Below are 20,591 nucleotides of genomic sequence, written 5' to 3' on the forward strand. Positions count from 1 at the left end.
GCCGCTTCTTCAGGCCAGACCACCAGGCATACCCACGGTGCACGCTGATTTACTCGCAACCCTCAATTGCCGCTGGCTGTACAGCGCGCTGCTGTGCGCCGTGCTGTTGCTGGGCAGTCGTACGGCCTGTGGCGAGGTGTTGCAGCTCTACGCTGCCGACGACACGAGAAGCTCGGCGGTGGTACTGCGGCATATTTCCGTCAGTAGGCTGCGCGGCATCATGCGCCGTGCGGGGCTGGATGAGCCGCGTTACCCACTGCGTGAACACGGCAAGCGTACGTTCTATGTAACCGGCCCTTCCAGTTATGTCGACCAGGTGTTGCATCTCGCCCAACGGATGGACCGACCCCCTCGCAAGGTGCCAGAGCGCGCCCCGGTATTCGGCGTGGTGAAAGTGATCAATGTCCTCGTGGACGATCACCTGCAGGGCGCTGGAGCCAACAAGGTCCAGGTACCGGGCATGGCCTCCATGCTCGAAGCTCGGCTATCCCAGGCGCAGAAGGACCAACTGGCCGATGGCCGCCTTGTGTTGATGGCCTATCCAGATACCAACAGTCTGTTGATCAAGGGCCCACCCGCCCAAGTGAAGGTTATTGAAAAACTGGTGGCCGAGCTGGATGTCGCCCAGCCGCTGGATGAGGCCTCGCCAGGGCAGGCTGGCGTAGATGGCGACGTACTGCCCTGGATCGGCCCACCTCAGTTGAGCGCCGCGCAACACGAGCGTGTGCGACGTGCGTTCCTGGGAGCGGACCCTGAGTTTTCCCCCTGAAAAAGGCGTTTGTCCATGCACCTGGAAATATTGCTGCAGGAGCAACTGATCAGCCGCAAGCGTTTGGCCGCATTCGCACCGGGGAAGGTGCTGCCCTTGGACCCAGGCGTCACCCGCTGCGTGGAGGTGCGGGTCAATGGACAACTGATGGCAGTGGGAGAGTTGGTGCAGTTGGAGGATCGGCTAGGGGTTGAATTGCAGGAGACGTTTCAGGAGTGGTTGCCGCGGTAAGGGTGCGTTAGCGAATTGTCTGACCGGCAGTGGCCAAAAAAAGGCGAATGAATGGGTTTTTTCCTAACGCGGGTCTTCGAGCCGGTTTTTTATAGTCGTGCCAATGGCAGATGAGCTGGTCACACAATAAGGATTTTAATGTCAGTAGTCGACTACAGAGGTGCGTATGGCCGTCGTGACGGATGAAACGACGACGTCCCTGGTTTTCGCGCGTTGGACCTTGCATGGCGACGGCCGGTTGACGGGCGTGGAGGCGGATATTCAGTTGCCTCCCAAGGAGGGGCACGTGCTGCGGTTGCTGCTGGCCTCCGGTGGCGCGCTGATGACCAAGGACCGTTTGCTGGAACTGGCCTGGCCTCGGGGCGAAGTGGCCGAAGAGTCACTCACGCGGTGTATTTATTCCCTGCGCAAGCACTTGAGGGCCGACAAAGGCTTTATCAAGACGATTTATGGCAAGGGCTATCGCTTTACCTGCCCGGTGCGCACAGGTGATCAACCCAGGGCAGTGGCACACGTGTGCGCCGTCTGTGGTCAGGCCAGCAATGTCCAGGGTTAAGGCATGGGGCAAAGGCCTGGTGCTCGGGGTATTGATGGGCAGCAGCCAGGCCTGGGCCTTTTGCTGGGAAGAGGCGGCCAGCCGCTACGACCTTGAGCCGGAGTTGCTGCAAGCTATCGCCTTGGTCGAATCGGGTTACCGGGCGCAAGCGATGAACTACACCAACCGCAATGGCACGCGGGATATCGGCTTGATGCAAATCAACAGCATCCACTTGCCGCGCTTGCTCAAGCAGGGCATTACCGAAGAACGGCTGTTGAGCGAGCCTTGCCTGTCGGTGGAAGTAGGCGCCTCGATTCTTGCCGAGTTCATCCAGCGTTTTGGCTACAACTGGACGGCGGTGGGGGCTTACAACGTGGGGCCGGGGCCCGGGCCACAGCGTGAGGCATTGCGTCTGCGCTACGCCGAAAGGATCTGGGTGCGTTATGAGGCGTTGACGGCGCAACGTCAATGAGATCAGGTGGCACGCCTCGCATGCAGGCCACCACCCCGGCTATAATCACCGCCACCTTTTGCCGCCATCCGAGTCTAGCCCGCCCATGTATACTCTGGCCCGCCAGCTGTTGTTCAAACTCTCCCCGGAAACCTCCCACGATCTGTCCCTGGACCTGATCGGTGCCGGTGGCCGCCTGGGGCTCAATGGCCTGGTATGCAAGGCACCGGCGAAAGTGCCGGTGTCGGTGATGGGGTTGAACTTCCCCAACCCGGTCGGGCTGGCAGCCGGCCTGGACAAGAACGGCGCGGCCATCGACGGGTTTGCGCAGTTGGGTTTCGGCTTTGTCGAAATCGGCACCGTAACGCCGCGGCCGCAACCGGGCAACCCCAAGCCGCGCATTTTCCGCCTGCCGGAAGCGGAGGCGATCATCAATCGCATGGGCTTCAACAACCTCGGGGTCGACCATCTGCTGTCGCGGGTTCAGGCGGCGAAGTACACCGGCATCCTGGGTATCAACATTGGCAAGAACTTTGACACGCCGGTGGAGCGTGCGGTGGATGACTACCTGATTTGCCTGGACAAGGTCTATGCCCACGCCAGCTATGTCACCGTCAACGTCAGCTCGCCCAACACCCCGGGCCTGCGCAGCCTGCAATTTGGTGATTCCCTCAAGCAACTGCTCGAAGCCTTGCGCCAGCGCCAGGAAGACTTGGCCGTGCGTCATGGCAAGCGTGTGCCGCTGGCTATCAAGATAGCGCCGGACATGAGCGATGAAGAAACCGTACTGGTGGCCCAGGCCCTGGTGGATTCAGGGATGGATGCGGTGATTGCGACCAACACCACCCTCAGCCGCGTGGGCGTCGAAGGCCTGGCTCATGGTGACGAGGCGGGCGGCCTGTCGGGCGCACCGGTGCGTGACAAGAGCACCCATATCGTCAAGGTGCTGGCGGCCGAGTTGGCTGGGCGTTTGCCGATCATCGCGGTGGGCGGTATCACCGAAGGCAAGCATGCGGCTGAGAAGATCGCGGCCGGCGCCAGCCTGGTGCAGTTGTACTCCGGCTTCATCTACAAAGGCCCGGCATTGATTCGCCAGTCGGTGGATGCCATCGCTGCCTTGCGCTGAGCAGGCAATAAAAAGGGCTCCATGAAGGAGCCCCTGGGCCGAAGCCCGCCGCCCGGATGGGGCGCGCGTGGTTAAGTCGTTACAGATTCAAAGATGTGTGTGTCGCAATTAAATCCCCTGATTAGCCGACGGCGTGAAGTTCGTTGAGTCTGTGGATGCCCGCAGTGCCAGTCATACCGTCCCAGTTGTCGCCGCGTCCTTCTCGCCAGCCGTTGATCCAGGCTTGGCGTACCGACGGTAGAGTAAATGGGCAAAGCTCACGGGATTTTCCATGAACGCCATATTGATATCCGCGTAAAAATGCTCTTTCCAACGGATCACGCTTAAGTCTTCTCATAGGGTGTTTCCCTCACTTGTTGACTGTCTAGATATCCTTCGGCCTTGTCCAAGGCCGGGCAGAGTTTTTCTGCCGTTGGTGGGCTCGCTGCCGGCGTGGCGAGCCAATGTGTTGGCACCGTTACGGCGCCAACCTGTGTTGAGTTCTAACCAATAGGTCACATGTATTCAATGATCGTTTTGTCATAAGCACGTAACGATAACGATGCTATAGCCATAAGCTGGGCTGGTTATTCGCCCCTTTTATAGGGCAAAGCCAGCTATGATGTGCCCTGCAAAGAGGAAAGGTTTAATTCCTTAGTGAGAATGCCCGCCTGTTGCAGTCGGTTATTATTCGACGAAGGGTCGGAATATTTCTTTTTGTTGCGCAACATTCTTCTTCTGCCTCGCCCATAAAGGCTCAAGAGCCCGCCAGACGGGGTGGAACGGCACATTCGTGCCACGCGAGCACTCTTCGAGAAAAGTGCTTGATTGAAAACCGAACCGGCGATGCGTCGCCTGTTCACTTATTGCTGAAAAGCCTGGAATGCCCCATGTCGGACCGTTTTGAACTCTTCCTCACCTGCCCCAAGGGCCTCGAAGGCCTGCTGATCGAGGAAGCCGTCGGGCTTGGCCTTGAGGAAGCCCGCGAGCACACCTCGGCCGTGCGCGGCATGGCCGACATGGAAACCGCCTACCGCTTGTGCCTCTGGTCGCGCCTGGCCAACCGTGTGTTGCTGGTGCTCAAGCGCTTCCCGATGAAGGACGCCGAGGATCTTTACCACGGCGTGCTGGACATCGAATGGGCTGACCACATGGTCCCCGACGGTACCCTCGCGGTGGAGTTCAGCGGCCATGGCTCGGGCATCGACAACACCCACTTCGGCGCGCTGAAGGTCAAGGATGCGATCGTCGACAAACTGCGCACCCCGACCGGCGAACGTCCGTCCATCGACAAGATCAACCCTGACCTGCGCATTCACCTGCGCCTGGACCGTGGCGAAGCCATCCTGTCCCTGGACCTTTCCGGCCACAGCCTGCACCAGCGCGGCTACCGCCTGCAGCAGGGCGCGGCACCCCTGAAGGAAAACCTGGCGGCGGCGATCCTGATCCGCGCCGGCTGGCCGCGTATTGCAGCCGAAGGCGGCGCACTCACAGACCCGATGTGCGGTGTGGGTACCTTCCTGGTCGAGGGCGCGATGATCGCCGCCGACATGGCCCCCAACCTCAACCGTGAACTCTGGGGTTTCACCACCTGGCTGGGCCACGTCCCGGCGCTGTGGAAAAAACTGCACGCAGAAGCCACTGAGCGTGCCGCCATCGGCATGAACAAGCCGCCGTTGTGGGTACGTGGCTACGAAGCCGACCCGCGCCTGATCCAGCCCGCACGCAACAACATCGAACGCGCCGGCCTGAGCCACTGGATCAAGGTGTACCAGGGCGAAGTGGGCACGTTCGAGCCGCGCCCGGATCAGAATCAGAAAGGTTTGGTGATCTGCAACCCACCCTACGGTGAGCGCCTGGGTGACGAAGCCAGCCTGTTGTATCTCTATCAGAACCTCGGCGAACGCTTGCGCCAAGCCTGTATGGGCTGGGAAACCGCAGTGTTCACCGGCGCGCCGGACCTGGGCAAGCGCATGGGCATCCGTAGCCACAAACAGTATTCGTTCTGGAACGGCGCATTGCCGTGCAAGTTGCTGCTGATCAAGGTCAACCCGGATCAGTTCGTCACTGGCGAGCGCCGCACCCCTGAGCAGCGCCAGGCCGAACGTGAGCAAGCGGCTTACGACCAGGCCCCGAGCGAGCCGGCAGAGCGTCAGTACAACAAGAACGGTAACCCGATCAAACCCGCCCCGGCCCCTGTGGTGGAACAGGCGCGCTTGAGCGAAGGCGGGCAGATGTTTGCCAACCGCCTGCAGAAGAACCTCAAGCTGTTGGGCAAATGGGCCAAGCGCGAAGGGGTGGATTGCTACCGTGTGTATGACGCCGACATGCCTGAGTACTCCATGGCGATCGACCTGTACCACGATTGGGTGCACGTGCAGGAGTACGCCGCGCCTAAATCCATCGACCCGGAAAAAGCCTCGGCCCGCATGTTCGATGCCCTGGCGGCCATTCCCCAGGCACTGAACGTCGACAAGAGCCGTGTGGTGGTCAAGCGTCGTGAGCGTCAGAGCGGCACCAAGCAATACGAGCGTCAGAGTGCCCAAGGTAAATTCACCGAGGTCAGTGAAGGCGGCGTGAAGTTGCTGGTCAACCTTACCGATTACCTGGACACCGGCCTGTTCCTCGACCACCGCCCGATGCGCATGCGCATCCAGAAGGAAGCGGCGGGCAAGCGTTTCCTCAACTTGTATTGCTACACCGCCACCGCGAGTGTGCATGCCGCCAAGGGCGGTGCGCGCAGCACCACCAGCGTCGACCTGTCCAAGACCTACCTGGACTGGGCGCGTCGCAACTTCTCCCTCAACGGTTTTTCCGACAAGAACCGCCTGGAACAGGGTGACGTGATGGCGTGGCTGGAAGCGAGCCGCGATGAATTCGACATGATCTTCATCGACCCGCCGACCTTCTCCAACTCCAAGCGCATGGAAGGCATCTTCGACGTGCAGCGTGACCATGTGCAGTTGCTCGACCTGGCCATGGCGCGCCTGGCGCCGGGTGGCGTGTTGTACTTCTCCAACAACTTCCGCAAGTTCCAGCTGGAAGACAACCTCAGCGAACGCTATGCGGTCGAGGAAATCAGCGACAAGACCATCGACCCGGATTTTGCGCGCAATGCCAAGATCCACCGCGCCTGGAAAATCACCGCACGCTGATTTCCACCTGTAGGAGCGAGCTTGCTCGCGAAAAACGTCAACGATAACGCGGATATCCTGGATGAACGCGGTGCCTGTGAGTGTTTCGCGAGCAAGCTCGCTCCTACGGTAAACCTCTGTGGTGAGAGAGCTTGCTCCCTCGCCACAATAAGTCCGTTGACGGTTTTGCACTGGTCAAACCCCTGACCGATGGCTATAACTTAAGCCCTAGCCAAAGTGACACCCCCGCACACTGGCGCTGTGAGTGTTGCCTATGCCGATGCAAGTCGTTCGCCCGAAAATCCTTGGTTTTATCAGTGAGCAGGCATCGGCTTGGCTGGTGGCATTGGTGGTGTTATTGATCGGTAGCGCGCTGACGGTGGTCGTCGCGTGGGCGGCATCCGACTTATATCAGCAACAGGTGCGCCAGCGGTTCCAGTTGCTGGTCAACGAGCGCTACACCCGTATCCAGGAACGTTTTGAAGACCAGGAGCAACGCCTGGGCAGCTTGCAGCGCTTTTTCGTCAATTCCGGCGAGGTGTCTCGCGCCGAGTTCGACGGTTTCGCCAAACCGCTGTTGTTGCATGCCCGTGCCTATGCCTGGGCCCCACGGATATTTCGCACGCAGCGCAACCTGTTTGAGCAGGACATTTCTCGCCAGCGCGGCATTCCCTTCAGTATCCGCGAACTGAATACTGCAGGTGAGTTGGCACCAGCGGCCGAACGCGATGAATATGTACCGGTGCTGTACAGCCAGACGCAAAGTCTGCTGGGCTCGCCGCTGGGCTTTGATCTGCTGGCCCAACCCCTGCGTCGCTCAGCCCTGGAGCGTGCGCAAGAAAGCGGCCAGCTGGCAGTGTCGCAACCCATGCAGTTGGTGGGGGTGGAACCCGCATATGCCGCAGGCGTGTTGTTGGTGGCGCCCGTGAGCAAACTCGCTGGTGCCGAGCCCTACGGTTATGTGATGGCGGTGATCAGCATGCGTCAGCTGGTAGCCGAGGGGTTGCCCAGGCCCAACCGGGACAACCTGGTGATGCAGATCGTAGACACCTCCGACACCCAGCAACGGGTGTTGTATGCCTCCAGCAACACCTTGGGCAGCAGCGGCTTGACGGCTGCGCGCCGCCTCACCCTGGGCGATCATGTCTACGCCCTGAGCCTGAGCGCCAGCGAAGTGTTCGACAGGGCCAACCATTCTTCGATGCACACCATTCTGGCGATGGGCGTGTTGCTCAGCGCCTTGCTCAGTGCGCTGCTTTACATGCTGGTGAGCCAGCGCCAGCGCGCACTGAAACTGGTGGAGCAACGCACCGTACAATTGCGCGCCCGTGAGCAGGAGTTGCGTGGCGCCCATGGGCAATTGCGCAGCGTGCTGAATGCGGCGACTCAAGTGGCGATCATTGCCACGGACCTGCGCGGGGTGATCAACACCTTCAATGCCGGTGCCGAGCAGATGCTGGGCTTTACGGCCGAGGAGGTGCTGGGGCATATGACCTTGGACCGTCTGCACGTAGCCATGGAACTCGACGCCCGCGCCGAGCCGTTGAGCAGGGCGCTGGGCAAGCGCATCCCCGCGAGCCAGGCGATGCTGGTGGAGAGCCCGGACAGTCAACATGAAGGACGTGAGTGGACGCTGGTGCGCAAGGACGGCAGCCAACTGACGGTCAACATGTTGCCGACCGTGCTCTTGGATGACCATGGCCTGTGGGTCGGGCACCTGGCGATTTACCTGGATGTCACCGAGCAAAAGCGCGCCTATGAGGCCCTTGCTGTACGCGACCGCCTGCTGAAAAAACTCAGCGCCCACGTGCCGGGTGGGATCTTCCAGTTCACCCTGGAGCCCCAGGACACCTGGCGTTTCATCTATGCCAGCGAAGGCATGCGCGATATCTATGAAATCGAACTGGGCATGCTGCAGCAGGATGCGGGCAAAGTGCTGGAGCGCATTCACCCCTTGGACCTGGAGCGCGTGCGTGCGTCGATACGCCTTTCTGCGTTGCAACTGAGCCATTGGCGCGAAGAGTACCGCGTGCAATTACCCCAACGAGGCCTGCGCTGGATTCGCGGCGAAGCGACGCCGGAAGAGTTGCCGGGAGGCGGTACGCTTTGGCACGGTTATGTGTCGGATATTTCTGATCTCAAACGGGTCGAGGAAGAACTGCGTGCGCTGTCCATCACCGACTCTCTGACAGGGATCTATAACCGTCGCTATTTCCAGGATCGCCTCAAGGGCGAAATGCTCCGGCTCAACCGTATGTCTGGCGCGCTGTCGTTGATCATGCTCGATATCGACCACTTCAAGCGCATCAACGATCAGCACGGCCATGCCGTGGGCGACGGCGTGCTGCAGGAGTTGTGCAAGCGTATCGGCCAACGCTTGCGCCGCACCGATGTGTTTTGCCGGATCGGCGGGGAAGAGTTTGTGGTGCTGTGCCCCAACACCGATGGCGCCCAGGCCTACAGCCTGGCGATGCAGTTGTGGCAGTCGCTGCGCGGTGCGTCGATGGAGCCGGTGGGGGTTGTCACCGCCAGCTTCGGCGTGGCCAGTTGGCGGCTCGACGAAGGTATCGATGGCTTGCTGCTGCGCGCGGATTCGGCGGTGTACGTGGCCAAGCAGGCGGGCAGGGATCGCGTCGAGGAAGCCCTGACGCTTGAATGATCGTTCCCACGCGCTGATCGTTCCCACGCTCTGCGTGGGAATGCATCCTGAGACGCTCCGCGTCACGCCTTGAGCGCGGACGCAGAGCGTCCAAAACAGCATTCCCACGCAGAGCGTGGGAACGATCAGACAGGGTGATGTGGTGCTTTAGAGAACCGGCGCGGCTGCAACGGCCTTCGGCTGGCGATACAGGTCCAGCAGCACCTGATCCAGCACCGACGAGGCTCCCCAAGGCTTGGCGTCGTTGAGAATCGCCACCACCGCCCAGGTATTGCCATTGTTGTCGCGGCTGTAACCGGCGATGGCGCGTACGGTGTTCAAGGTGCCGGTCTTCACATGGGCTTCGCCGCGCAGGGCGGTGGTTTTCAGGCGTTTACGCATGGTGCCGTCGGTGCCGGCGATCGGCATCGAGCTGATGTACTCCGCCGCATAAGGGCTTTTCCACGCGGCTTGCAGCATGGCCGCCATCTCGCGGGCGCTGACCCGTTCGGCGCGGGACAGGCCGGAGCCGTTTTCCATCACCAGGTGCGGCGCGGTGATGCCTTTCTTGGCTAGCCACTGGCGCACGACACGTTGCGCAGCCTTGGCATCGTCGCCATCGGCATCGTTGCGAAACTGCGCACCCAGGCTCAGGAACAACTGCTGGGCCATTGTGTTGTTACTGTATTTGTTGATGTCGCGGATGATCTCCGCCAGGTCCGGCGAGAAGGCCCGGGCAAGTACCTTGGCATCCTTGGGCACCGGTGCCTGGATATCACGGCCCTGGATGGTGCCGCCCAACTCCTTCCAGATCGCCCGCACGGCGCCTGCGGTGTAGGTGGCGTGGTCGAGCAGCGACAGGTAGGTCTGCGAGCTGCAGCCATCACCCAGTTGGCCGCTGACGGTCACGGTCACGCTGCCGTCGGCGGCGGTCACCGGGCTGTAGCGCACGTCACCGGTGCACTGTTTGGCGTTGGTGACTTTCACCTGGTTGTCGATGCGAATGCTGGCAATCGGCGGCTCGACCGACACGATCACCCGTCCTGAATCATTGCGGGTCACAAAGCGCAGGGCCTTGAGGTTGACCAGCAAGGCGTCGGGCTTGACCAGGAATGGCTTGTTCTCATCGTTGCCGTCGTCGTTGAACTCGGGCAATTGCGGCTGGTTGAAGAAGTTACGGTCCAGCACCAGGTCACCGGTGACTTGCTGCACACCATTGGCACGCAGGTCGCGCATCAGCAGCCAGAGTTTTTCCATGTTCAGCTTGGGGTCGCCGCCGCCCTTGAGGTACAGGTTGCCGCGCAACACGCCGCCGCTGAGGGTGCCATCGGTGTAGAACTCGGTCTTCCACTGATGGTTGGGGCCGAGCATTTCCAGGGCCGCGTAAGTGGTAACCAGCTTCATGGTGGAAGCCGGGTTCACCGAGACGTCGGCGTTGAAAACCGTAGGGGTACCAGGGCCGTTCAGGGGCAGCATCACCAGGGACAGCGCGGTATTTTGCAGCTTGGCCTTCTGCAAGGCCTGGGCAACGCTGGGTGGCAGGGTGTTATTGACGGGAGCGGCGCAAACGGAAAAGGCCAGGGGCAAGACAACACTGGCAAGTAACACTGAACGCAAAGATTTGATCATAAGAAATAAAACCCTACTGCTGAGGAGGGTGAAAAAGGCGAGGGGTATGGAAGAAAATCCCTCAGTGGTCACGAAAGTGTCGGCATTATGCCCCAAGCTGGCGCCACGTGTAGCTGAACGATAGCTGCTAATCGTGGTTTTTTTGCGCGCATTTGCCCGTCGGTCCCAGAGAGTCGGGCAATTGCCGCCTTAAACTGCTAAAGTGCCGCCCGTTAATACTTATGAGGATTGTTCCAATGGCGACTAACCGTTCCCAGCGTCTGCGCAAAAAACTGTGCGTTGATGAATTTCAAGAGCTGGGTTTCGAACTGAACCTGGACTTCAACGAAGGCCTGAGTGAAGAAGCTATCGACGCTTTCCTCGAAGCATTCATCAAAGAAGCCATGGAAGCCAACGGCCTGGGCTATGTCGGCGGCGATGACTACGGTCTGGTTTGCCTGCAGAAGCGTGGCTCGGTCTCCGAAGAGCAGCGTGCTGCGGTCGAAGCCTGGCTCAAAACCCGTTCCGAGCTGACCAAGGCTGAAGTCAGCCCGTTGCTGGACGTGTGGTATCCAGAAAAGCCGATCAACGCGGCTAAGTGATACTGAAAAAAACGGCGACCTGAGGGTCGCCGTTTTTTTATGCCTTGCGCCAATTCAGAATCAGCAGCGTCAACACCCCCGCCACAATCCCCCAGAACGCCGACCCGATGGAAAACAACGTCAAGCCTGACGCGGTGACCATAAAGGTGATCAGCGCCGCTTCCCGTTCCTTCGGCTCATTCATGGCGATGCTCAAGCCATTGATGATCGAGCCAAACAACGCCAACGCCGCAATCGACAGCACCAACTCCTTGGGCAGCGCCGCGAAGAGTGCCGCCAGCGTGGCGCCGAATACCCCGGCAATTCCATAGAACACCCCGCACCACACCGCCGCGGTGTAGCGCTTGTTGCGGTCTTCATGGGCGTGGGGGCCGGTGCAGATCGCGGCACTGATCGCCGCCAGGTTGATGCCGTGGGAGCCGAACGGTGCCAGCACCAACGACGCCAGGCCGGTGGTGGTGATCAATGGCGAAGCCGGCACGGTATAGCCGTCGGCGCGCAGTACGGCTACGCCGGGCATGTTCTGCGAGGTCATGGCCACCACGAACAGCGGAATGCCGATGCTGATGGTCGCCGCCAGCGAGAAGTGCGGCGTCGTCCAAACAGGCGTCGCCACCTCCAGATGAAAGCCGCTGAAATCCAACAACCCCATCAGCCCTGACAAGGCGGTGCCGATGAGCAAGGCGGCCAGCACGGCATAGCGCGGCGACAGGCGCTTGATGATCAGGTAGGTGAAGAACATCCCCAGCACCAGCCCGGTACGGTGCTGGGCGGCGACGAAAATTTCGCTGCCGATCTTGAACAGAATCCCCGCCAGCAGCGCCGCCGCCAGTGAGGCCGGAATCCGCTTGACCAGTTTCTCAAAGCTGCCGGTCAACCCGCAGACCGTCACCAGTACCGCACAGGTGATGTAGGCACCGATGGCCTCGCCATAACTCACGCCGCCCAGGCTTGTGATCAACAGCGCCGCGCCAGGGGTGGACCAGGCGATGGTGATCGGTGTGCGATAGCGCAGGGACAGGCCGATGCTGCACACCGCCATGCCGATGGAAATCGCCCAGATCCATGAAGAAATCTGCGCGGTGGTCAAGCCGGCGGCTTGGCCGGCCTGGAACATCAGCACCAGGGAGCTGGTGTAGCCGGTCATCATGGCGATAAAGCCGGCGACGACGGCCGACGCAGAAGTGTCGGCCAGTGGGCGCAAGGGCGCTTGGGTGGCGTCGGTCATGGAGAGGTGTTCCTTTTTACCTGACTCCGCACGCTGTAGGAACGAGCTTGCTCGCGAAAATCGCCAACGATAACGCGGGCAATCAGATTAAACGCGGCGCCCTTGGGTTCTTCGCGAGCAAGCTCGCTCCTACAGTGGGATGTCGTTCATGGGAAATCGTGGATTCAAGCCTAAACTCAAACGTAACCAGTCATTGCAATACAGCCGAGCCCGCAAACAGCCGTACAGTGTGTTGGCACAGTGGGTTGTGTACAATGTGCGCTGTTTTTAGGTGATACTTGCCAGCGACACGCTGTTGCCGTATTACCGTTAATTCGCCGTTCTCAAACCCGAGTGCCCATGAACGAACAGTTGCAACCTCTCAAGAAACAACCGCGAGCCGGCAAGGCCGGTCGCAGCGGAACCCAGGACGATATCGTCTATGCGCATATCTTCGAGGCGATCCTTGAACAACGCCTGGCGCCCGGAACCAAATTGAGTGAAGAGGCACTGGGCGAGATCTTCGGCGTGAGCCGCACCATCATTCGCCGCGCGCTGTCGCGCCTGGCCCATGAAAGCGTGGTACTGCTGCGGCCCAATCGCGGTGCGGTGGTTGCCAGCCCAAGCGTCGAAGAAGCACGCCAGGTGTTCATGGCCCGGCGCTTGGTGGAGCGGGCGATCACAGAATTGGCGGTGCAGCACGCCACGACCGAGCAGTTGGCCGAGTTGCGCCAGATGGTCAACGACGAGCGCGACAGCTTCTCCCGTGGTGACCGTGGCGCCGGTATCCGTCTCTCCGGCGAATTTCACTTGAAGCTGGCCGAAGCCGCGAAGAACGCGCCGCTGATCAGCTTCCAGCGCAGCCTGGTGTCGCAGACGTCATTGATCATCGCCCAGTACGAAAGCGGCAACCGCTCGCACTGTTCCTACGATGAACATACCCAGTTGATCGACGCGATCGAAGCACGGGATGCGACGTTGGCGGTGAACTTGATGATGCATCACATGGATCACATCGACAGCAAGCTCAACCTCGATGAAGAGAGCGCGTCGGATGATTTGCATGCGGTGTTTTCGCATCTTTTACAGACTAAAAAACCTGGGCGCTCGTCTGTAAAGTTGTAAACCCAATCAAATGTGGGAGCAGGGCTTTTGTGGGAGCCGGGCTTGCCCGCGATGCAGGCGCCGCGGTGTATCAGTTACACCGCGGTGATGCTATCGCAGGCAAGCCAGCTCCCACACAAGCCAGCTCCCACATGGGTTGTGTGTAGCTTGAATCAGCGCTGGTGCACGAGCTGGCCGGCTGCATAGGTCTGCAGTACCGTCCGATCATCCCCCAGCGTCATCAGCACAAACAACGTCTCGGCAATGTTATTGGCCTGTTTCAGGCGATAGCTCAGCAGCGGCGTGGCGTTGTAATCCAACACCAGGAAGTCTGCATCGGTACCTGGCTGCAACGTGCCGATCTTGTCTTCCAGGCGCAGCGCCCGCGCGCCGCCCAGGGTCGCCAGGTACAGCGACTTGAACGGGCTCAACCGCGCACCTTGCAGTTGCATGACCTTGTAGGCTTCGTTCAGGGTTTGCAGCAGCGAGAAGCTGGTGCCGCCACCCACGTCGGTGCCCAGGCCCACGTTCAAGTTGTGTTTCTCGGCCATCGGCAGGTTGAACAGACCACTGCCGAGGAAGAGGTTCGAGGTCGGGCAGAACGCGACTGCCGAGCCGGTCTCTGCCAGCCGTGCGCATTCGTCGTCACACAGGTGTACGCCGTGGGCAAACACCGAGCGCTCGCCGAGCAGCTTGTAATGGTCGTAGACATCCAGATAGCCGTTGCGCTCCGGGAACAGCTCATTGACCCACTCGATTTCCTGCTTGTTCTCGCTGATGTGGGTCTGCATGTACAGGTCTGGGTATTCGCCCAGTAACTGACCGGCCAGCGTCAGTTGCTCCGGCGTGCTCGTAGGCGCGAAGCGTGGCGTCACCGCATAGTGCAGGCGCCCCTTGCCGTGCCAGCGCTCGATCAGCGCCTTGCTTTGCTGGTAGCTGGATTCGGCGGTGTCGGTCAGGTAGTCCGGTGCGTTGCGGTCCATCATCACCTTGCCGGCGATCATGCGCAGGTCGAGTTTCTCGGCCGCTTCAAAGAATGCATTCACCGATTGCGGGTGCACGCTGCCGAACACCAGCGCGGTGGTGGTGCCGTTGCGCAGCAGTTCCTTGATGAAGATATCGGCGACTTCTTCGGCGTGAGCCTTGTCGGCAAACTGGCTTTCACAGGGGAAGGTGTAGGTGTTGAGCCAGTCCAGCAACTGTTCGCCATAGGCGCCGACCATACCGGTTTGCGGCAGGTGGATATGGGTGTCGATCAAGCCAGGGGTGATCAGCGCGTCCTGGTAATGGGTGATGTCAATATCGGCGGGCAGGCTCGGCAGCAGGTCGCTGGCGTGACCAAGGGCGCTGATCTGGCCGTTGTCGATCACCAGCAGGCCGTCCTCGAAATATTCGTAGGAGGCATCGATCCCAACAACGGCAGGGTCGGCGATGCTGTGCAGGATGGCGGCACGGTAGGCTTTGCGAGTCAAAGGCATGATCGTCTCAATTTAGATAGCGTGGCTGCGGCGCGAAGCCGGCAGCAGTTTGGCAATAGGTTCGGCGCCGGCAAGGTGCTGGCCGAAATTGGCGTTATAGGTGGCGATGATTTCGCCGGCGATGGAGATGGCGATCTCCACCGGTAGCTTGCCCTTGACCTCGGGGAGGCCCATGGGGCAGCGCATGCGCTGTAACTGCGTGGCATCAAAGCCACGGTCACGCAGGCGGTGTTCGAATTTGACCCGCTTGGTTTTCGAGCCGATCAGGCCGAAGTAGGCGAAGTCGTTGCGCTTGAGCAGGGCGGCGGTCAGTTCCAGGTCCAGCGCGTGGTTGTGGGTCATGACGATGCAGTAACTGCCTGCTGGCAAGTCGGCAATTTCGTCGACCGGCTCTTCGCTGACGATTTTACGCACGCCTTGGGGAATGTGCTGCGGGAATTCCTGCTCGCGGGAATCGATCCAGCGCACCCGGCAGGGCAGGCTTGCCAGCAATGGCACCAACGCACGGCCGACATGGCCGGCGCCAAATACAGCGATGTGCGCCTGCGCCTGGCCCATGGGCTCGAACAGCAGCACGGTCACGCCGCCGCAGCATTGGCCCAGGCTGGCGCCGAGGCTGAAGCGCTCCAGGTGAGTGTTCTGCTGGCCGCGCACCAACATGTCCCGGGCGATCTGCATCGCCTTGTATTCCAGGTGCCCGCCGCCGATGGTGTCGAAGGTGTGCGCGGCGCTGATGACCATCTTGGAACCGGCGTTGCGCGGGGTGGAGCCGAGTTCTTCGATGATGGTGACGAGCACGCAGGGTTCGCCCTGGTTTTGCAGGGTGGCGAGGGCGCTGATCCAGTTGTCCATGTCTACCTCCAGTCAGATCGTTCCCACGCTCCGCGTGGGAATGCATACCGTGACGCTCAGCGTCACTAGAGCGGACGCACAGCGTCCAGGGCGGCATTCCCACGCGGAGCGTGGGAACGATCAACAGCCTTTAGCGCCTGCAACTGCCGCATCTGCTCACAGCCCCACAACACCCGCTCGGGCGTGGCCGGCGCATCAATTTTGGGCTGATGGCGATAATCACCGAGGCTCGCCACTGCATCCTTGATCGCACACCACGAAGCAATCCCGAGCATGAACGGCGGTTCGCCCACAGCCTTGGAATGGAACACCGTGTCTTCCGGGTTCTTGCGGTTCTCTACCAGCTTCACCCGCAGGTCCAGCGGCATGTCGGCCACCGCCGGGATCTTGTAGCTGGCCGGGCCGTTGGTCATCAGCTTGCCCTTGTTGTTCCACACCAGCTCTTCCATGGTCAGCCAGCCCATTCCCTGGATGAAGCCGCCTTCCACCTGGCCGATGTCGATGGCCGGATTCAGCGAGGCACCCACGTCATGCAGGATGTCGGTGCGCAGCATTTTGTATTCGCCGGTCAGGGTGTCGACGATCACTTCGCAGCAGGCCGCCCCGAACGCGTAGTAGTAGAACGGCCGCCCGCGTGACTGGCTGCGGTCGTAGAAGATTTTCGGGGTTTTGTAGAAACCTGTGCTGGAGAGCGATACCTGGGCGAAATACGCCTGCTGGATCAACGCCTCGAAGCTGAGGATCTGTTCGCGCACGCGCACATGGCCGTTGCGAAACTCCACGTCCGCCTCGCTCACGTCGTACTTGCGCGCCGCAAATTCCACCAGGCGCTGCTTGATGGTTTCGGCCGCATTCTGCGCGGCCTTGCCGTTCAGGTCGGCGCCGCTGGAGGCAGCGGTGGGGGAGGTGTTGGGCACCTTGTCGGTGTTGGTGGCGGTGATCTGGACGCGGTCGATGTCTACTTGGAACACTTCGGCCACGACTTGCGCAACCTTGGTATTCAAGCCCTGGCCCATCTCGGTGCCGCCGTGGTTCAGGTGGATGCTGCCGTCGGTGTAGATATGGATCAGTGCGCCAGCCTGGTTGAGGAAGCTGGCGGTGAACGAAATACCGAATTTCACCGGGGTCAGCGCCAAGCCCTTTTTCAGGATCGGGCTGTGGGCGTTGTACAGGCGGATCGCTTCGCGGCGCTCGGCATATTGGCTGCTGGCTTCCAACTCGGCGGTCATTTCTTCGAGCATGTTGTGCTCGACGGTCTGATAGTAGTGGGTGACGTTGCGCTCGGTCTTGCCGTAGTAGTTGGCCTTGCGCACGGCCAGCGGGTCTTGGCCCAGATGGCGCGCGATGGCGTCCATCACCTCTTCGATGGCGACCATGCCCTGGGGGCCGCCGAAGCCGCGATAGGCGGTGTTGGAGGCGGTATTGGTCTTGCAGCGATGGCCGTTGACCGTGGCGTCGCCCAGGTAATACGAGTTGTCGGCGTGGAACATCGCGCGGTCGACAATCGAGTTGGACAGGTCCGGCGAACAGCCGCAGTTACCCGCCAGCTCCAGGTTGATGCCGTGCAGGCGGCCGTTGTCGTCAAAGCCCACGTCGTATTCGATATAGAAGGGGTGGCGCTTGCCGGTCATCAGCATGTCTTCGACCCGTGGCAGGCGCATCTTGGTCGGCTGGCCGGTGAGGCGCGCCACCACGGCGCACAGGCACGCCGGGCTGGCGGCCTGGGTTTCCTTGCCGCCAAAGCCACCGCCCATGCGGCGCATGTCCACCACAATCTTGTTCATCGACACATCCAGCACCTCCGCCACCAGCTTCTGCACTTCGGTGGGGTTTTGCGTGGAGCAATAGACGATCATGCCGCCATCTTCGGTGGGCATCACCGAAGAAATCTGGGTTTCCAGATAGAAGTGTTCCTGGCCACCGATATGCAAGGTGCCCTGAATACGGTGCTTGGCACTTGCCAGCGCAGCGGCCGAATCGCCGCGCTGGTGAGTGTGGCTGTCGAGCACGAAGTGCTTGTTGCGAAACGCCTCGACCACATCCAGCACTGGCTCCAGGTCTTCATATTCGATCACCGCCGCCATTGCCGCCTTGCGTGCGGTCTCCAGGTCGCGGGCGGCCACGGCCAGCACCACCTGGCCGACGAACTGCACGGTGTCGATGGCCAGCAGTGGGTCGCCGGGCATCAACGGGCCGATGTCTTTCAGGCCCGGTACGTCTTCATGGGTGATGACTATGCGTACGCCGTCGAAGGCATAGCAGGGCGCGGTATCGATGCTGATGATGCGGGCGTGGGCACGGTCGGACATGCGCGCATACAGGTGCAACTGGTTGGGGAATTCCAGGCGGTCATCGATGTACTGCGCTTCACCGCTGACGTGCTTGGCGGCGCTGTCATGCTTGACGCTGCGCCCCACCCCGGTGGTGAGGTCCTGGGCAAACAGTGCGGCAAGTTCGGCCTGGGTTTTTACCACGGCGTGATGGTTAGACATAAGCGGTCACCCGAGTCTCGATGTGCGGCGTTTGCAGTTCGATGAAGTATTTGCGCAGCAGGTTCTGCGCGCTGAGCAGGCGGTATTCCTTGCTGGCGCGAAAGTCCGACAGTGGAGTGAAGTCCTGTGCCAGGGCGGCGCAGGCTTTCTCGACCGTGGCCAAGTTCCAGATGGCGCCCAACAACGCGGCCTCGCAATTTTTTGCGCGTTTTGGTGTGGCGGCCATGCCTCCGAAGGCAACGCGAGCCGCGCTGATCACACCGTTGTCGATCTTCAGGTTGAACGCCGCGCACACGGCGGAAATATCATCGTCCAGGCGCTTTGACACCTTGTAGGCCCGAAACAGCGTGTGGCCCTTGGGCACGATGATAGTCTCGATGAACTCACTGTCCTGGCGGGCGGTGACGCGGTAGTCGATGAAGTAGTCTTCCAGCGCCAGGGTACGGCGGGTGTTGCCCTTGCACAGTACGATCTGTGCGCCCAGGGCAATCAGCAGCGGCGGCGAATCACCAATGGGCGAAGCGTTGCCGATATTGCCGCCCAGGGTGCCCTGGTTGCGAATTTGCAGGGAGGCGAAGCGGTGCAGCAGTTCGCCGAAGTCCGGGTATTCGTGGTGCAGCGCGGCGTAGCAGTCGGAGAGGGCGGTGGCTGCGCCGATTTCCAGGCGGTCGTCGAACTGCTCGATGCGTTTCATGGCTTCAATGTTGCCCACGTAGATCATCACCGGCAGGGTGCGGTGGAACTGGGTGACTTCCAGCGCCAGGTCAGTGCCACCGGCCAGCAGGCGGGCCTGCGGGTAGGCGTCATAGAGGTCGGCCAGGTCGGCGACGGTCAGCGGCACCAGGCAGCGCTTGTCACCGCTGTTGAGTTCACCGGTCTGGGTCGGCGCGATGGCCTTGAGGCGGGCGATGGTTTCAGCCTGGCGGCTGTCGAATTGATCCTGGGGTTTGTTGCAGCAGGCCTGTTCGGCAGCGGCGAGGATCGGGCGATAACCGGTGCAGCGGCACAGGTTGCCGGCCAGGGCTTCATGGGCTTTCTGGCTGTCGGGGGCGTCGCTGTTTTTTTGCAGGGCAAACAGCGACATCACAAAACCTGGGGTGCAAAAGCCGCACTGCGAACCGTGGCACTCGACCATGGCCTGTTGCACGCTGTGCAGTTGGCCCTGGTGCTTGAGGTCTTCGACGCTGATCAGTTGTTTGCCGTGCAGTGACGACACGAACGTCAGGCAGGAATTGAGGCTGCGATAACGAATCTGCTCGGCGCCTTGCTCGTCGGTGTGCAACTCGCCGACCACCACGGTGCACGCGCCACAGTCGCCGCTGGCGCAGCCTTCCTTGGTACCGGGTTTGCCCACATGCTCGCGCAGATAATTGAGCACGGTCAGGTTGGGGTCCAGGGCGTGCTCGCTACGGAGTTCCTGGTTAAGTAAAAACTGGATCACGGAAGGCCTCGCAGACTCATTATTGTTGTTAACCGCTTTGCGCCGAATCTAGTCATGTCTGACTTTTCGGTCAATTGTTTTCTGACCTAAGGGTCAAGAAAATGCGGTCGCAACACTTTCAATTATGGTCCAGTCTTCTGGAACCGGCGTTTTTGGCGGCTTACAGGCTTTCAACGTTGCTTATTTCGTGCCAAATTCGCCACGGTGGGCGTAGCGCCATCAGCGGGCCAATGCGCTACACTGCCGCGCTTGTACCGATAGCAGATTTTGAAGGGAAAACATGACGTTCAAGGCGCCGGACAGTCTCGCCGAGCAAATTGCTCACCACCTCGCCGAACGTATCATTCGCGGCGATCTCAAGCCTGGGGAGCGGATCCAGGAACAGAAGGTCACGCTGGCGCTCAACGTCAGCCGTGGTTCCGTGCGCGAAGCTTTGCTGATCCTTGAGCGCCGCCATCTGATCGCGATCCTGCCGCGCCGTGGCGCCCACGTCACCGAACTCACCGCGCACAAGGTGCAGAGCCTGTGTACGTTGATGGGCGAGATGTACATCCTGCTCGGCAATGCGGTTGCCGAAGGCTGGCAGACCCAGGCCGACATGGCGCCGTTTCTGCAGATCCAGCAACGCCTTCAATTGAGCCTGGAGCGCGAGGACATCCGCGCGTTCGTCGAAGAAAGCTTCAACGTGATGCGCGCCGCGTACCCCTTCGCCAACAACCCGTATTTGCAGGAAACCGTCGAAAACCTGCAGCCGGCGATGAACCGCGCTTATTACCTGGCCCTGGATCAGCGCAAGGCGTCCATGAGCGAGTTCCAGGCGCTGTTCGCGCAATTGCTCGCCGCGGTACTGGCCCGTGACCTGGCGCAGATTCGCCTGGTACTCACAGCCTATTGCCAGCGCAGCAGTTCGCTGGTCATCGCAGCCTTGGCGGACGCCTAAG

Annotated in this window: 17 protein-coding genes; 10 read left to right on the plus strand and 7 right to left on the minus strand. The window is 60.8% G+C overall.

All coding sequences use genetic code 11. From position 1 onward, the window contains the following. Positions 1 to 37: 37 nt before the first annotated feature. From QK296_RS04895 to QK296_RS04915, 5 genes are all read left to right on the plus strand, one after another. Positions 38 to 769 (plus strand): secretin N-terminal domain-containing protein, encoded by a 732-nt coding sequence (locus QK296_RS04895; RefSeq protein WP_003193269.1) that lies wholly within the window; start codon positions 38 to 40, stop codon positions 767 to 769. 15 nt (positions 770 to 784) lie between these two features. Continuing rightward, positions 785 to 1,000 (plus strand): FliM/FliN family flagellar motor switch protein, encoded by a 216-nt coding sequence (locus tag QK296_RS04900; protein ID WP_003193267.1) that lies wholly within the window; start codon positions 785 to 787, stop codon positions 998 to 1,000. Positions 1,001 to 1,166: 166 nt separating this feature from the next. Continuing rightward, complete coding sequence (locus QK296_RS04905; RefSeq protein ID WP_044275094.1) at positions 1,167 to 1,556, plus strand: winged helix-turn-helix domain-containing protein; 390 nt, start codon at positions 1,167 to 1,169, stop codon at positions 1,554 to 1,556. After that, positions 1,543 to 2,010, plus strand: coding sequence for a transglycosylase SLT domain-containing protein (locus tag QK296_RS04910; protein ID WP_057709738.1), 468 nt, complete (start codon positions 1,543 to 1,545; stop codon positions 2,008 to 2,010). Before QK296_RS04905 ends, QK296_RS04910 begins: the two co-directional genes overlap by 14 nt. 85 nt (positions 2,011 to 2,095) lie before the next feature. Then, on the plus strand, positions 2,096 to 3,115 hold the full coding sequence (locus QK296_RS04915) for a quinone-dependent dihydroorotate dehydrogenase (RefSeq protein WP_003193260.1): 1,020 nt from the start codon (positions 2,096 to 2,098) through the stop codon (positions 3,113 to 3,115). Between the two features lie 121 nt (positions 3,116 to 3,236). Here QK296_RS04915 and QK296_RS04920 read toward each other — a convergent pair whose 3' ends face one another. After that, positions 3,237 to 3,452 (minus strand): ribosome modulation factor, encoded by a 216-nt coding sequence (locus QK296_RS04920; protein WP_002553055.1) that lies wholly within the window; start codon positions 3,450 to 3,452, stop codon positions 3,237 to 3,239. A gap of 532 nt (positions 3,453 to 3,984) precedes the next feature. On the opposite strand from QK296_RS04920, the gene rlmKL reads away from it, so the two are divergent. Together rlmKL and QK296_RS04930 are read left to right on the plus strand one after the other, a co-directional pair. After that, positions 3,985 to 6,249, plus strand: coding sequence for a bifunctional 23S rRNA (guanine(2069)-N(7))-methyltransferase RlmK/23S rRNA (guanine(2445)-N(2))-methyltransferase RlmL (gene rlmKL / locus QK296_RS04925; RefSeq protein ID WP_282390658.1), 2,265 nt, complete (start codon positions 3,985 to 3,987; stop codon positions 6,247 to 6,249). A gap of 253 nt (positions 6,250 to 6,502) precedes the next feature. Further along, on the plus strand, positions 6,503 to 8,887 hold the full coding sequence (locus QK296_RS04930; RefSeq protein WP_192001628.1) for a diguanylate cyclase: 2,385 nt from the start codon (positions 6,503 to 6,505) through the stop codon (positions 8,885 to 8,887). 147 nt (positions 8,888 to 9,034) lie between these two features. Here QK296_RS04930 and dacB read toward each other — a convergent pair whose 3' ends face one another. Beyond that, positions 9,035 to 10,495 carry a D-alanyl-D-alanine carboxypeptidase/D-alanyl-D-alanine-endopeptidase gene (gene dacB, locus QK296_RS04935; protein ID WP_169856730.1) on the minus strand — a complete coding sequence of 487 codons (1,461 nt, stop codon included), beginning with the start codon at positions 10,493 to 10,495 and terminating at the stop codon, positions 9,035 to 9,037. Between the two features lie 236 nt (positions 10,496 to 10,731). Here dacB and QK296_RS04940 point away from each other — a divergent pair, with 236 nt between their 5' ends. Beyond that, positions 10,732 to 11,076 (plus strand): YggL family protein, encoded by a 345-nt coding sequence (locus QK296_RS04940; protein ID WP_003193255.1) that lies wholly within the window; start codon positions 10,732 to 10,734, stop codon positions 11,074 to 11,076. A 37-nt stretch (positions 11,077 to 11,113) separates the two neighbouring features. On the opposite strand, the gene QK296_RS04945 is transcribed toward QK296_RS04940, so the two are convergent. Next, complete coding sequence (locus tag QK296_RS04945; RefSeq protein WP_003193253.1) at positions 11,114 to 12,304, minus strand: benzoate/H(+) symporter BenE family transporter; 1,191 nt, start codon at positions 12,302 to 12,304, stop codon at positions 11,114 to 11,116. Between the two features lie 339 nt (positions 12,305 to 12,643). Here QK296_RS04945 and QK296_RS04950 point away from each other — a divergent pair, with 339 nt between their 5' ends. Continuing rightward, entirely contained in the window at positions 12,644 to 13,408 is a 765-nt protein-coding gene (locus QK296_RS04950) for a GntR family transcriptional regulator (protein WP_003193251.1), read from the plus strand. A gap of 152 nt (positions 13,409 to 13,560) precedes the next feature. Here QK296_RS04950 and guaD read toward each other — a convergent pair whose 3' ends face one another. The 4 genes from guaD to xdhA form a co-directional block, all read right to left on the minus strand. Then, positions 13,561 to 14,865, minus strand: a complete 1,305-nt coding sequence (gene guaD / locus QK296_RS04955) for a guanine deaminase (RefSeq protein ID WP_057709741.1) — start codon at positions 14,863 to 14,865, stop codon at positions 13,561 to 13,563. Positions 14,866 to 14,877: 12 nt separating this feature from the next. Beyond that, positions 14,878 to 15,717, minus strand: a complete 840-nt coding sequence (xdhC, locus tag QK296_RS04960; protein ID WP_003193248.1) for a xanthine dehydrogenase accessory protein XdhC — start codon at positions 15,715 to 15,717, stop codon at positions 14,878 to 14,880. Positions 15,718 to 15,782: 65 nt separating this feature from the next. After that, positions 15,783 to 18,209 carry a xanthine dehydrogenase molybdopterin binding subunit gene (xdhB, locus tag QK296_RS04965; RefSeq protein WP_057709743.1) on the minus strand — a complete coding sequence of 809 codons (2,427 nt, stop codon included), beginning with the start codon at positions 18,207 to 18,209 and terminating at the stop codon, positions 15,783 to 15,785. Continuing rightward, complete coding sequence (xdhA, locus tag QK296_RS04970; protein ID WP_003193245.1) at positions 18,202 to 19,650, minus strand: xanthine dehydrogenase small subunit; 1,449 nt, start codon at positions 19,648 to 19,650, stop codon at positions 18,202 to 18,204. The genes xdhB and xdhA overlap by 8 nt, the downstream gene beginning before the upstream one ends. A gap of 280 nt (positions 19,651 to 19,930) precedes the next feature. On the opposite strand from xdhA, the gene QK296_RS04975 reads away from it, so the two are divergent. Then, positions 19,931 to 20,590 (plus strand): GntR family transcriptional regulator, encoded by a 660-nt coding sequence (locus QK296_RS04975; RefSeq protein WP_034136171.1) that lies wholly within the window; start codon positions 19,931 to 19,933, stop codon positions 20,588 to 20,590. The last annotated feature ends 1 nt before the right edge of the window (position 20,591 follow it).

The sequence above is a fragment of the Pseudomonas sp. AL10 genome (assembly GCF_029960685.1).
GTDB lineage: Bacteria > Pseudomonadota > Gammaproteobacteria > Pseudomonadales > Pseudomonadaceae > Aquipseudomonas > Aquipseudomonas lactis.

Excerpts from the sequence above, each read along its gene's own strand:
- QK296_RS04900 (WP_003193267.1), top strand. The coding sequence starts at position 785 with ATGCACCTGGAAATATTGCTGCAGGAGCAACTGATCAGCCGCAAGCGT.
- QK296_RS04905 (WP_044275094.1), top strand. The coding sequence starts at position 1,167 with ATGGCCGTCGTGACGGATGAAACGACGACGTCCCTGGTTTTCGCGCGT.
- QK296_RS04910 (WP_057709738.1), top strand. The coding sequence starts at position 1,543 with ATGTCCAGGGTTAAGGCATGGGGCAAAGGCCTGGTGCTCGGGGTATTG.
- QK296_RS04915 (WP_003193260.1), top strand. The coding sequence starts at position 2,096 with ATGTATACTCTGGCCCGCCAGCTGTTGTTCAAACTCTCCCCGGAAACC.
- QK296_RS04920 (WP_002553055.1), bottom strand. The coding sequence starts at position 3,452 with ATGAGAAGACTTAAGCGTGATCCGTTGGAAAGAGCATTTTTACGCGGA.
- rlmKL (WP_282390658.1), top strand. The coding sequence starts at position 3,985 with ATGTCGGACCGTTTTGAACTCTTCCTCACCTGCCCCAAGGGCCTCGAA.
- QK296_RS04930 (WP_192001628.1), top strand. The coding sequence starts at position 6,503 with ATGCCGATGCAAGTCGTTCGCCCGAAAATCCTTGGTTTTATCAGTGAG.
- dacB (WP_169856730.1), bottom strand. The coding sequence starts at position 10,495 with ATGATCAAATCTTTGCGTTCAGTGTTACTTGCCAGTGTTGTCTTGCCC.
- QK296_RS04940 (WP_003193255.1), top strand. The coding sequence starts at position 10,732 with ATGGCGACTAACCGTTCCCAGCGTCTGCGCAAAAAACTGTGCGTTGAT.
- QK296_RS04945 (WP_003193253.1), bottom strand. The coding sequence starts at position 12,304 with ATGACCGACGCCACCCAAGCGCCCTTGCGCCCACTGGCCGACACTTCT.
- QK296_RS04950 (WP_003193251.1), top strand. The coding sequence starts at position 12,644 with ATGAACGAACAGTTGCAACCTCTCAAGAAACAACCGCGAGCCGGCAAG.
- guaD (WP_057709741.1), bottom strand. The coding sequence starts at position 14,865 with ATGCCTTTGACTCGCAAAGCCTACCGTGCCGCCATCCTGCACAGCATC.
- xdhC (WP_003193248.1), bottom strand. The coding sequence starts at position 15,717 with ATGGACAACTGGATCAGCGCCCTCGCCACCCTGCAAAACCAGGGCGAA.
- xdhB (WP_057709743.1), bottom strand. The coding sequence starts at position 18,209 with ATGTCTAACCATCACGCCGTGGTAAAAACCCAGGCCGAACTTGCCGCA.
- QK296_RS04975 (WP_034136171.1), top strand. The coding sequence starts at position 19,931 with ATGACGTTCAAGGCGCCGGACAGTCTCGCCGAGCAAATTGCTCACCAC.